Origin of the sequence: Pelagerythrobacter marensis, assembly GCF_001028625.1 — a bacterium.
GTDB classification, from domain to species: domain Bacteria; phylum Pseudomonadota; class Alphaproteobacteria; order Sphingomonadales; family Sphingomonadaceae; genus Pelagerythrobacter; species Pelagerythrobacter marensis.
Genome location: NZ_CP011805.1, coordinates 1,627,122 through 1,638,823, shown reverse-complemented (window position 1 = coordinate 1,638,823; position 11,702 = coordinate 1,627,122). Strand labels below are relative to the sequence as shown.

At 65.0% G+C, this 11,702-nt stretch carries 10 protein-coding genes; 9 read left to right on the top strand and 1 reads right to left on the bottom strand.

Going from position 1 to position 11,702, the window contains the following annotated elements:
* Positions 1–3: 3 nt before the first annotated feature.
* The 3 genes from infB (at position 4) to rbfA (ending at position 3,730) form a co-directional block, all read left to right on the top strand.
* The gene (gene infB, locus AM2010_RS07910) at positions 4–2,550 is read left to right on the top strand and encodes a translation initiation factor IF-2 (RefSeq protein ID WP_047806611.1); all 2,547 of its coding nucleotides are present in this window, start codon (positions 4–6) and stop codon (positions 2,548–2,550) included.
* Between the two features lie 63 nt (positions 2,551–2,613).
* Positions 2,614–3,327, top strand: a complete 714-nt coding sequence (locus AM2010_RS07905) for a glutamine amidotransferase (protein ID WP_047806610.1) — start codon at positions 2,614–2,616, stop codon at positions 3,325–3,327.
* A gap of 1 nt (position 3,328) precedes the next feature.
* Positions 3,329–3,730 (top strand): 30S ribosome-binding factor RbfA, encoded by a 402-nt coding sequence (gene rbfA / locus AM2010_RS07900; RefSeq protein ID WP_047806609.1) that lies wholly within the window; start codon positions 3,329–3,331, stop codon positions 3,728–3,730.
* A gap of 79 nt (positions 3,731–3,809) precedes the next feature.
* Here rbfA and AM2010_RS07895 read toward each other — a convergent pair whose 3' ends face one another.
* On the bottom strand, positions 3,810–5,459 hold the full coding sequence (locus AM2010_RS07895; RefSeq protein WP_236699524.1) for an AbgT family transporter: 1,650 nt from the start codon (positions 5,457–5,459) through the stop codon (positions 3,810–3,812).
* Positions 5,460–5,598: 139 nt separating this feature from the next.
* Here AM2010_RS07895 and AM2010_RS07890 point away from each other — a divergent pair, with 139 nt between their 5' ends.
* The 6 genes from AM2010_RS07890 (at position 5,599) to pnp (ending at position 11,639) form a co-directional block, all read left to right on the top strand.
* Positions 5,599–6,519 (top strand): bifunctional helix-turn-helix transcriptional regulator/GNAT family N-acetyltransferase, encoded by a 921-nt coding sequence (locus tag AM2010_RS07890; protein WP_047807809.1) that lies wholly within the window; start codon positions 5,599–5,601, stop codon positions 6,517–6,519.
* A 53-nt stretch (positions 6,520–6,572) separates the two neighbouring features.
* Positions 6,573–7,151, top strand: a complete 579-nt coding sequence (locus AM2010_RS07885) for a thymidine kinase (RefSeq protein ID WP_047806607.1) — start codon at positions 6,573–6,575, stop codon at positions 7,149–7,151.
* 71 nt (positions 7,152–7,222) lie between these two features.
* Positions 7,223–7,906, top strand: a complete 684-nt coding sequence (locus AM2010_RS07880) for a site-2 protease family protein (protein ID WP_047806606.1) — start codon at positions 7,223–7,225, stop codon at positions 7,904–7,906.
* Positions 7,899–8,903, top strand: a complete 1,005-nt coding sequence (gene truB / locus AM2010_RS07875) for a tRNA pseudouridine(55) synthase TruB (RefSeq protein ID WP_236699523.1) — start codon at positions 7,899–7,901, stop codon at positions 8,901–8,903. The genes AM2010_RS07880 and truB overlap by 8 nt, the downstream gene beginning before the upstream one ends.
* 4 nt (positions 8,904–8,907) lie before the next feature.
* On the top strand, positions 8,908–9,177 hold the full coding sequence (gene rpsO / locus AM2010_RS07870) for a 30S ribosomal protein S15 (RefSeq protein WP_047806605.1): 270 nt from the start codon (positions 8,908–8,910) through the stop codon (positions 9,175–9,177).
* Positions 9,178–9,347: 170 nt separating this feature from the next.
* Positions 9,348–11,639: a polyribonucleotide nucleotidyltransferase gene (gene pnp / locus AM2010_RS07865; RefSeq protein WP_047806604.1), complete on the top strand. Its 2,292-nt coding sequence runs from the start codon at positions 9,348–9,350 to the stop codon at positions 11,637–11,639.
* Positions 11,640–11,702 lie beyond the last annotated feature (63 nt).

Genomic DNA, 11,702 nt, shown 5'->3' with positions numbered 1-11,702 from the left:
TTTATGAGCGACAGTGACAACGAACGCCCCCGCAAACCGCTTGGCCTGAAACGGTCGGTGGACGCGGGCGAGGTCAAGCAGACCTTCAGCCACGGGCGGACCAACAAGGTCGCGGTCGAGGTCAAGCGCCGCCGCAAGCTCGTCAAGCCAGGCGAGGCTGCGCCGCCGCCCCCTCCGCCGCCGCCACCCCCTCCGCCGCCGCCGCCGGCGGCCGCACCCGCTGCCAAGAAGGCTGCGCCCAAGAAGGCACCTGCGGGCGAAACGCCGCAGGAACGCGTCGCTCGCCTCCAGCGCGAGGCCGAGGAAGAGCGGCTGCGCCTGGCGGAAGAGGGCCGTCGCCGCGACGAGGAAGCGGCCCGCAAGGCGGCCGAGGAAGAGAAGCAGCGCGCCGAAGAAAAGCGCAAGGCGGCCGAAGAGGCAGCGAAGGCTGCGGCCGAAGAGCCGGCTGAGCCCGCTCCTGCCGAAGCCGCTGCGCCTGAAAAGGCTGCCGACGCTGCGCAGGGCGAAGATGCGGCTGCGGCCAAGGACGACAGTCCTGCGGCCAAGGGTGCCGCTGCGCCTGCTCCGCGCCGCTTCACCCCGGTGGCCCGGCCCGAGCCGAAGAAGCCGGAAAAGAAGAAGAAGGACGACAAGCGGACCTCCGCCGAACGCCCGGACAAGCGCCGTGCGGGCCGCCTGACGGTGACGAAGGCCCTGAACGAGGACGAAGGCCGTCGCGCTCGCTCGCTCGCCGCGCTCAAGCGTGCGCGCGAGAAGGAACGCCGCCTCCAGGGCGGGCCGTCGAAGCCGCGCGAAAAGCAGTCACGCGATGTCGTGGTGCCCGAAGCGATCACCGTGCAGGAACTCGCCAACCGGATGGCCGAAAAGGGCGCCGATCTGGTGAAGGCGCTGTTCAACATGGGCATGATGGTCACCGTCAATCAGACGATCGACCAGGATACGGCGGAGCTGCTGGTCGAGGAATTCGGCCACAACATCAAACGCGTTTCCGAAAGCGATGTCGATATCGACACGAGTTCGGAGAAAGATCCGGATGAATCGCTGAAGCCGCGTCCGCCCGTGGTCACGATCATGGGCCACGTCGATCACGGCAAGACCAGCCTGCTCGATGCGCTGCGCGGCACCAACGTGGTGCGCGGCGAAGCCGGCGGCATCACGCAGCATATCGGCAGCTATCAGATCAAGACCAAGGGCGGTGATGCGATCACCTTCCTCGACACGCCGGGCCACGCCGCGTTTACCGAAATGCGCGCGCGCGGCGCGAACGTGACCGATATTGTCGTGCTGGTCGTCGCTGCCGACGATGGCATCATGCCGCAGACGGTTGAGGCCATCAATCACACCAAGGCCGCCGGCGTGCCCATGATCGTCGCGATCAACAAGATGGACAAGGAAGACGCCAACCCGCAGCGGGTGCGCGAACGTCTGCTGGAACACGAAGTGATCGTGGAAGCCATGTCGGGCGACGTACAGGATGTCGAGATCTCGGCGCTCAAGGGTACCGGGCTGGACGATCTTCTGGAGAAGATCGCGCTTCAGGCCGAACTGCTCGAACTGAAGGCCAATCCCGATCGCGCGGCCGACGCGACCGTGATCGAGGCGCAGCTGGACAAGGGCCGCGGCCCGGTCGCCAGCGTTCTGGTCACTCGCGGTACGCTGAAGCGCGGCGACACTTTCGTCGTCGGCACCGAAAGCGGGAAGGTTCGCGCGATCGTCGACGATCAGGGCAAGCAGATCAAGGAAGCCGGTCCTTCGATGCCGGTCGAGGTCCTCGGCCTCGGCGGTGTGCCGATGGCAGGCGATCAGCTTACCGTGGTCGAAAACGAACAGCGCGCGCGCGAAGTCAGCCAGTACCGTCAGGAAAAGGCGACCGAAAAACGCACCGCGCTGGCACCGACCAGCTTCGACACGATGTTCAACAACCTCCAGTCGAATGTCATCGAATATCCGGTGCTGGTGAAGGCGGACGTGCAGGGCAGTGTGGAAGCGATCAACACGGCGCTGCACAACCTGTCGAACGACGAGATCAAGGTCCGCGTCCTTCATGCCGGTGTGGGTGCGATTACGGAAAGCGACGTGCAGCTTGCCGCCGCCTCCAACGCGCCGATCTTGGGCTTCAACGTGCGCCCCAATCCCAAGGCGCGCGAGCTGGTGAAGCGCGATAACGTGCGCATGATGTACTACGATGTCATCTATCACCTGACCGAGGAAATCGCGAAGGAGATGGCGGGCGAGCTGGGTCCGGAGCGGATCGAAACCGTGGTCGGCCGTGCGGCGGTCAAGGAAGTGTTCCGTTCGGGCAAGCGCGACAAGGCTGCCGGTCTGCTGGTCGAGGAAGGCGTCATCCGCAAGGGGCTCCACGCGCGCCTCACGCGCGAGGATGTCATCGTCAGCGCCACCACCATCGCCTCGCTGCGGCGCTTCAAGGACGACGTGGACGAAGTCCGCGCCGGCCTGGAATGCGGCGTGGTCCTGGCTGACACGAACGACATCAAGCCGGGCGACCAGCTCGAAGTCTTCGAGGTCGAGGAACGCGAACGGACGTTGTAACTTCGGGGCGCGGGCACCGGCGATGGCTGCCCGCGCTACCGGTCGATCGTCCTGAGGGGCCCTATGCCGTCTGTCCTTGCCATACGCCACCTGGGCTTTGAACATCTCGGCGTGTGGCACGGCGCGCTAGAACGGCGCGGGTTCGAAATCGCCTATTGCGATCCGGCCCGGGCCGATCTCGGATCGATCGATGCGGCCGAGCCCGATCTTCTGGTCGTGCTCGGCGCGCCCATCGGGGCTTTCGATGATGAGCACTATCCGTTTCTGACCGGCGAAGTGGCGCTGATCGAACGGCGGCTCGCGTCGGGTCGGCCGCTGCTGGGCATTTGCCTTGGCGCGCAGCTCATGGCCCGTGCGCTGGGGGCAGGCGTAGTGCCAATGGCGGAAAAGGAGATCGGCTTCGGCCCGCTCACGCTGACCGATGCCGGTGCGGCCTCGCCCCTGCAACACCTGGAAGGGTGGCCGGTGCTTCACTGGCATGGCGACCAGTTCGCGGTTCCTGAAGGCGCGACGCTGCTCGGTGCGACCGAACAGTGCCCGCATCAGGCTTTTGCCATTGGCTCCCGGATACTGGGGCTGCAGTGTCATCTTGAGGCCGACGCCGCGGAGATCGAGGCCTGGCTGGTGGGACACTGCGCCGAACTTCTGGCGAGCGGCCGCGATCCTCGCGCCATCAGGGCCGATGCGGCCCGCTTTGGGCCGACCCTGGCCGTTCGCGCAGAACAGGTGCTCGACCACTGGATCGATGGCTGGGACGAGAGCATGAGGGACGACTGACATGGCCGCAAAACAATCCACTCCCGAACAGCAGTCGGTTCGCGTGCTCAAGGTGGGCGAGCGGGTGCGGCATATCCTGTCGGAGCTGCTGGCGCGCGGGGAAGCGCACGACGACACGCTGTCCGCCACCACGGTCAGCGTCACCGAAGTGCGGATGACGCCCGATCTGCGCAACGCGAAGGCTTACGTAAAGCCGCTGCTGGGTGAGGACGAGGCTGCCGTGCTCAAGGCCCTGCGGACCAACACTGCCTTCTTCCAGCGCGAAGTGGCCAAGCGCCTCGGCCTCAAGTTCGCGCCCCGGCTGCAGTTCCAGCCCGACGAAAGCTTCGACGAGGCTGAGCGGATCGAGCGGCTGCTGAGCGACCCGAAGGTCGCCCGCGACCTCGACGACGACGAAGACTGAGTCCCCGCGAAGGCGGGGATCTCGGGCCGCCAGTTCGGAAGCATCCGGCTGAGGCCCCCCGCATTTGCGGGGGCTCTACCTACTCCGCCAGACTCGCTTCTGCAGGAACAACCACGTCCGGCAGAGTGTAGCCAACCGGCGCATCGGGCCCCAGCGGTATGCCGAGGTAGAACCAGGCCACGATCAGCACAGTGCCGGAAATCAGCAGCCATACGGAGTAGGGCAGCATCATCGCGGTCAGGCTGCCGAGGCCGAAGCTTTTCTGCCAGCGCTGGGCGAAGACTAGGATCAGCGGGAAATAGACCATCAGCGGCGTGATGATGTTGGTGGCCGAATCGCCCACGCGATAGGCCGCAGTGGCACCTTCCGGGCTGATGCCGAGCAGCATCAACATCGGCACCAGGATCGGCGCGAGCAGCGCCCATTTGGCGCTGGCCGAACCGACAAACAGGTTCAGCAGAGCTGCAAAGATAACCATCAGGCCGATCACCAGCGGCAGCGGCAGCCCCGTGCTCTCGATTGCCGCCGCACCATGCACTGCAGTGATCAGGCCAAGGTTCGACCATGCGAACATCGCGACGAAATGGGCCGCGGCGAACGCCAGGACGAGGTAATAGCCCATGTCCTTCATCGCTTCGGCCATCATCGACACAAGGTCGCGGTGATTCTCGATCGTCCCGGCAGCACGGCCATAGGCCCAGCCGGTCGCGAGGAAGAGCACGAAGAAGGCCGCGACCAGCGACTTGTAGAAGGGGTCGAGCTCGGTGTGGATCGAGCAATCGGCAGCCGGGATGCCTTCGCAGGCGGCCTCGTTGATCAGCGGTGTGCCAGGCGCGAACACCATCAGGGCCCAGAGCCCGACGACAGCCAGCGCGGCCAGGCTTGCATGCCGCAGTCCCTTGGCGGCCCGCGCGCCGTCATGTTCGGTCGGATCGGGGCTGGTATCGTCGCCGACCCCGGCCTGGGCTCCGCCCTTCCACGGGCCGAGACGCGGTTCGATCACCTTGTCGGTGACGTACCATATGATCGGCAGGAAGACGGCGGTCATCGCCATGATGAAGTACCAGTTGCCTGCGATATTCGCGGTCCATGCAGGATCGAGCGCGCTGGCGCCGACCGCTTCCTCGGTAATGCCGAACAGCAGCGCGTCGAGCTGGCCGGGCGAGACATTGGCCGAAAAGCCGCCCGATACGCCCGCGAATGCCGCCGCAATTCCCGCCAGCGGGTGGCGTCCGGCGGCTGCAAACAGCACGCCGGCCAGCGGGATCAGGACCACATAGCCGGCATCCGCCGCGTGGTTGCCGATCATCGCGACCAGCGCCACCACCGGCGTCAGCAGCGATTTGGGTGCGCTCTTGACCGCTTTGGCCATGCCGGCGGCAAAAAAGCCGGAGCGTTCGGCCACGCCTGCGCCCAGCATCACGACAAGGACGTATCCCAATGGGTGGAAGTGGGTGAATGTGGCCGGCATCTCGACCCACAATCGCTGGATATTGTCCGGCGAGAGCAGGCTTACGGCGGAAATGACTGCATTGCTGCCGGTCTCTTCGTCGATCGCGGTTGGATGGAGCGCGGATACGCCGCTTAGTGCCGCCACGATGGAAACTACCACCAGCGCGATGATCAGGTAGAGGAAGATGAACACCGGGTCGGGCAGCTTGTTGCCCGTGCGTTCGACCCAACCCAAGATCCCCTTCGGCGCCGGTGCACCCACTGCGTCTTCTACCACCCTGTCATCCTCTGCAATGTCTATCGTTGTGAAGCTAGCATTGCCGCATGGCGCTGTCGCCCCGATTAACCGGTCTACACACAGCACGAATATAGTTGACATAGGCAACTATATTCTGAAGTCTGCGCGCATGTCGTCGATGGAAACTTCCGAAATCCCGCAGGCCGTGGCGCGGTTGAGAGCGTTCAATCGCGGCTTCTCGCAATTCATGGGGCTGCTCGAACCGCGCTACATGGGCAGCGAGTGGTCCCCGGTGGAGGCGCGCGTCCTCTATGAAATCGCGAACCGACAGCCGGTGCTCGCTCGCGATATCGCCACCTTTCTCCGGCTCGATCCCGGCTATCTCAGCCGATTGATCCGCCGCCTGATCGATCGCAGGCATGTCGAACGCGGGCGGGGCGAGGATGCGCGCGAGCGGCCTCTGGTCCTCACCGAAGCGGGGAAGGCGGCGTTCGCGGCGCTCGACAGCGAGACGGCGGCCCAGACGGAGCGTCTCGTACGCCCGCTGGGCGTTGACGGCGCGCGGCGGCTCGACGTGCTGCTGGCCGAGGTGGGGGCGCTCCTGTTCGGGGAAGGCGGTGGTGAATGGCAGCTCCGGCCCTTCCGGGTGGGGGACATGGGATTGATCACCGCGCGGCAGGCGCAACTCTATCACCAGACCTACGGCTGGGATCGCGGGATGGAGGCTCTGATCGGCGAGATCACCGCCGCATTCCTGCGCGATCACCAGCCGGGGCGTGAACAGTGCTGGATCGCCGAACGCGACGAGCGGATGCTGGGATCGGTTTTCCTGGTCGAGGAGGATGCCGACACGGCCCGGCTGCGGCTGCTCTATGTCGAGGAGGAAGCGCGCGGCACCGGCATCGGGCGCGCCCTGGTGCGTCAGTGCAGCGATTTCGCGCGCGAGGCGGGGTACCGCCGGATCGTGCTTTGGACCCATACGGTGCTGGAAAGCGCGCGGCGGATCTACGCTGCCGAAGGCTACCGTATCGTCGATCGGCACACGCACGACGATTTCGGCAAGCCGGAATCGAGCGAAAGCTGGCTGCTGGAACTGTGAGCAATCGCACAGAGCCGATTGGCAGGCGGAGACCCCGGGCCTAGCAATCCGGCATGGCCAAGCTCTATTTCTACTACGCCAGCATGAATGCCGGGAAGTCGACCACGCTGCTGCAGGCGGACTTCAATTATCGCGAGCGCGGGATGCACACGATGCTGTGGACCGCCGCGCTCGATAATCGGGGCGAACAACAGGCGATCGAAAGCAGGATTGGCCTGGGGGCCGATGGCCATCGGTACGATCAGCAGACCGATCTGTGGCAGCGGATTACCGCCGCGCACAAGGCGGAGCCGCTGAACTGCGTGCTGGTGGACGAGGCGCAGTTCCTCACCCGCGAACAGGTCTGGCAATGCGCGCGCCTGGCGGACGAGGCGGGCATTCCCGTGCTCTGTTATGGCCTGCGCACCGATTTTCAGGGCGAGCTGTTTCCGGGCTCGGCCGTCCTGCTCGGGATCGCCGACGCCCTGATCGAACTGAAGGCCGTGTGCCATTGCGGGCGCAAGGCGACAATGAACCTTCGTGTCGATGCCGGCGGCGGCGCGGTGAAGCAGGGCGCGCAGACGGAAATCGGGGGCAACGACCGCTACGTCGCGCTGTGCCGCCGGCATTTCTCGCAGGCGCTGGCAGGTTGAGGGGCTGAAAGCGGCTCGCTCGGGCGCACACGCGCTTGGCCGCAGGTCACCGACACCCTATCTAGCGCGCCATGACAGAAACCCTGATCCTTGCCGCGATCCTGATCCCCTGCCTGATCGTCGCGATCGTTTTCCACGAAGTTGCCCACGGCTGGACCGCGCTGGCCTTGGGCGATCCGACGGCGAAGGAGCAGCGGCGCCTGTCGCTCAACCCGATCCGCCATGTCGACCCGGTCGGCACGCTGCTGGTGCCTGGTGCGCTGGCCCTGCTGGGCGGGCCGGTGTTCGGCTGGGCCAAGCCGGTGCCGGTGCGCAAGAACCGGCTCGACAATCCGCGCAACGGGATGATGGCGGTCGCCGCCGCCGGACCGGCGACGAACCTCGTTCTGGCCGCCGTGGGTGCGGTCGTGCTGGGGCTGGTGGCCGCTTCGCTGGTTGCACCGCCGGCAGGGGCGATGGAATGGCTGCTGACCGGCATCAACTATTTCATCGTCATCAACATCTTCCTGGCGCTGTTCAACCTCCTGCCAATCCCGCCGTTCGACGGATCGCATATCGTGGAAGGGCTGCTGCCCCGTTCGATGGCCGCGCAATATGCGCGGCTGCAGCAGATCGGCATGTTTCTGCTGATTGCCCTGATCGCGATCACCTGGGCCTTCCCCGATAGCGGGGTGATCGAAAACGTCGTTCTGCCGCCGGTCGAATGGCTGCGCGAGAAATACCTGACGCTTGCCCTATGGATCGCCGGTGGCTGATCCGGTGAACAGGCACCCCGCCTCGGGCTGGCTCATCCTCGACAAGCCGCGCGGTCTCGGCTCGACGCAGGCGGTCGGCGCGGTCAAGCGCAACTTGCGCGAGGGCGGCTATCCCAAAACCAAGGTCGGGCACGGCGGCACGCTCGATCCGCTGGCCGAAGGCGTGCTGCCGATCGCGCTGGGGGAGGCGACCAAGCTGGCCGGGCGATTGCTCGATGCCAGCAAGATCTATGAATTCACGATCGCTTTCGGGGAAGAGACCGATACGCTCGACGTCGAAGGCGAGGTGATCGAACGTTCGGACCGTCGCCCGCCGATCGCCGCGGTGGCGGCGATCCTCGAACATTTCACCGGCGAGATCGAACAGGTTCCGCCTGCCTATTCGGCGGTGAAGATTGACGGTCGGCGCGCTTATGACCGGGCACGGTCGGGCGAGGCGGTGGAAATGAAGACGCGCGCCGTCACGATCCACGCGCTGTCGCTGGCGAGCGAGCGCGAGGACGCCGCGCCGCGTTCCGCCTTCGCCGCGCAGGCCGGGCGCCCCGACCCCTTCGACCCGCGCGCTCCGCTGGAACTGGCCGACAGTATCACGCTGGTCGCTCACGTATCGAAGGGCACCTATATCCGCAGCCTTGCACGGGATATCGCACGCGCGCTTGGCACGGTCGGCCACGTGACGTACCTGAGGCGGGTGAAGGCCGGTCCGTTCGCGCAGGAACAGGCGATTTCGCTGGACAAGCTGAACGAAATCGGTAAGGGCGCGCGGCTTGAAGACCTTCTCCTGCCGTTGGAGACGGGGCTGGACGGTATCCCGGCCCACGATCTCGACCCGGAAAGCAAGCAGGCGGTCCGCCAGGGCCGGGTCCTTTCCGGATTGCCCCATCCCGACGGGCTTCTTCTCGCGAAATCCGGCGATGTGCCGGTCGCGCTGATGGAAGTGACGGCGGGGACGGCGAAAGTCGTCCGGGGTTTCAATATCCCCGATACCGCGGAGTGAAAGAATGTCGGTTACTGCCGAAAAGAAGACGGAAATCATCAAGGACAATGCCCGCGACAACAACGACACGGGCAGTCCCGAAGTGCAGGTCGCGATCCTTACAGAGCGTATTCGCAACCTGACCGAACACTTCAAGGATCACCACAAGGACAACCATTCGCGCCGCGGCCTTCTGACGATGGTCAACAAGCGCCGCAGCCTGCTCGCCTATCTCAAGAAGAAAGATGTCGAGCGGTACAATGCGTTGATCCAGAAGCTGGGTCTTCGCAAGTAAGAGTTTCTCGAAGGGGTGGCTCAGGCCGCCCCTTTGTTTATCCGGCCACCATGCAATTCGGCACAGGGCCGGGAACTGGAGGCGAAAAGCCTCGGACCGGACCGGGACGGTATCCCCGGTATCAGTAGGCCCCGCGATGCAATGTGGCTCGCGGGTCAAAAGGAAAATACATGTTCGACACGAAAACCGTATCGCTGGAGTGGGGCGGAAAGACCCTCACTCTGGAAACCGGCCGCATTGCCCGTCAGGCTGACGGCGCGGTCCTCGCCACTTATGGCGAAACCGTGGTGCTGTGCGCAGTTACCGCTGCCAAGAGCGTCCGCGAAGGGCAGGACTTCTTCCCGCTGACCGTGCACTACCAGGAAAAATTCTCCGCCGCGGGCCGCATCCCCGGCGGCTTCTTCAAGCGCGAAGGCCGCGCGACGGAGAAGGAAACGCTCACCTCGCGCCTCATCGACCGCCCGGTGCGGCCGCTCTTCCCCGAGGGCTTCTACAACGAAATCAACGTCATCGCGCAGGTCCTCTCGTATGACGGCGAGACCGAGCCCGATATCGTCGCGATGATCGCCGCTTCGGCTGCGCTGACCATCTCGGGCGTGCCCTTCATGGGCCCGATCGGCGCCGCACGCGTCGGTTTCCGCAATGGCGAATACGAACTCAACCCGAGCCTCGACAGCGCGCTCGACGAAGAAGGTCGCCTCGACCTCGTCGTTGCCGCAACGCAGGACGCGGTGATGATGGTCGAATCCGAAGCCAAGGAACTGACCGAAGAGGAAATGCTCGGCGCCGTCATGTTCGCGCATGAGGAAAGCCGCAAGGTCATCGGCGCGATCGTCGACCTGGCCGAGCAGGCCGCCAAGGATCCGTGGGAAATCGACACTTCGGACGACACCTCGGCGATCAAGGAAAAGCTGCGCGGCATCGTCGGCGACGACATCGCCGCCGCTTACAAGCTGACCGACAAGTCGGCGCGTTCGGATGCGCTCAACGATGCGCGGGCCAAGGCCAAGGAAGCCTTCGCCGAAGAAGAAGCGCAGACGCAGATGGTCGCCAACAAGGCGGTCAAGAAGCTGGAAGCGGAAATCGTTCGCGGCGCCATCCTCAAGGACGGCCAGCGGATCGACGGCCGCAAGCTGGACCAGGTCCGCCCGATCGAGGCGATGGTCGGCCTGCTGCCCCGCACGCATGGTTCGGCGCTGTTCACGCGCGGTGAAACGCAGGCGATCTGCACCACCACGCTGGGCACCAAGGATGCCGAGCAGATGATCGACGGGCTCGAAGGCCTGTCGTACAATCACTTCATGCTGCACTATAACTTCCCGCCCTATTCGGTCGGTGAAGTGGGTCGCTTCGGCTTCACCAGCCGCCGCGAAACCGGTCACGGCAAGCTCGCATGGCGCGCGCTGCACCCGGTGCTGCCCGCGCATGAAGATTTCCCCTACACCATCCGCATCCTGTCGGACATCACCGAGTCCAACGGCTCGTCCTCGATGGCGACCGTCTGCGGTGGCTGTCTGTCGATGATGGACGCCGGCGTTCCGATCGAACGTCCGGTGTCGGGCATCGCGATGGGCCTGATCCTCGAAGGCGACGACTTCGCCGTCCTGTCGGACATCCTGGGTGACGAAGATCACCTGGGCGACATGGATTTCAAGGTGGCAGGCTCCGAAGCGGGCATCACCTCGCTCCAGATGGACATCAAGGTTGCCGGCATCACGCAGGAAATCATGACCAAGGCGCTTGAGCAGGCGAAGGCCGGCCGCGCGCACATCCTGGGCGAAATGACCAAGGCGCTTTCGGGCGCTCGCGGTGAAGTTTCCAAGCACGCTCCGCGTATCGAAACGATGCAGATCGACAAGTCGAAGATCCGCGACGTCATCGGCACGGGCGGCAAGGTGATCCGCGAGATCGTCGCCGAAACGGGTGCCAAGGTCGACATCGACGACGAGGGCGTGATCAAGATCAGCTCCTCCAACGCCGACGAGATCGAAGCTGCCAAGAACTGGATCCTCGGCATTGTCGAAGAACCGGAAGTGGGCAAGGTCTACGAAGGCAAAGTCGTCAACATCGTCGATTTCGGCGCTTTCGTGAACTTCATGGGCGGCAAGGACGGTCTCGTCCACGTTTCCGAAATGAAGAACGAGCGCGTGGAGAAGCCGACCGACGTCGTGTCCGAAGGGCAGGAAGTGAAGGTCAAGGTTCTCGAGATCGACAATCGCGGCAAAGTCCGTCTGTCGATGCGCGTCGTCGATCAGGAAACCGGCGAGGAGCTGGAGGATACCCGTCCTCCGCGCGAACCGCGTGGTGATCGCGGCGACCGTGGCGGCCGTGGCGGTGATCGCCGCGGTGGACGTGGCGGTCGCGGCGGCGGCGGCGGCGGTGATCGCGGCCCGCGCCGTGATCGTGACGGCGGCGGCGAGGGCGGCGGCGAAAGCCACGTCCCCGACTTCCTGAAAGACTAGGAGGGCGAAGCCCCGGCGAGAGCCGGGGATCAGCTTCCCGATTGAAGGGCCGCGATTGTTTCG

Bases quoted from the DNA above. Each gene is read 5' to 3' on its own strand.
- rbfA (WP_047806609.1), top strand. From the start codon at position 3,329: ATGGCCGCAAAACAATCCACTCCCGAACAGCAGTCGGTTCGCGTGCTC.
- rpsO (WP_047806605.1), top strand. From the start codon at position 8,908: ATGTCGGTTACTGCCGAAAAGAAGACGGAAATCATCAAGGACAATGCC.
- AM2010_RS07880 (WP_047806606.1), top strand. From the start codon at position 7,223: ATGACAGAAACCCTGATCCTTGCCGCGATCCTGATCCCCTGCCTGATC.
- pnp (WP_047806604.1), top strand. From the start codon at position 9,348: ATGTTCGACACGAAAACCGTATCGCTGGAGTGGGGCGGAAAGACCCTC.
- AM2010_RS07905 (WP_047806610.1), top strand. From the start codon at position 2,614: ATGCCGTCTGTCCTTGCCATACGCCACCTGGGCTTTGAACATCTCGGC.
- infB (WP_047806611.1), top strand. From the start codon at position 4: ATGAGCGACAGTGACAACGAACGCCCCCGCAAACCGCTTGGCCTGAAA.
- AM2010_RS07885 (WP_047806607.1), top strand. From the start codon at position 6,573: ATGGCCAAGCTCTATTTCTACTACGCCAGCATGAATGCCGGGAAGTCG.
- AM2010_RS07890 (WP_047807809.1), top strand. From the start codon at position 5,599: ATGGAAACTTCCGAAATCCCGCAGGCCGTGGCGCGGTTGAGAGCGTTC.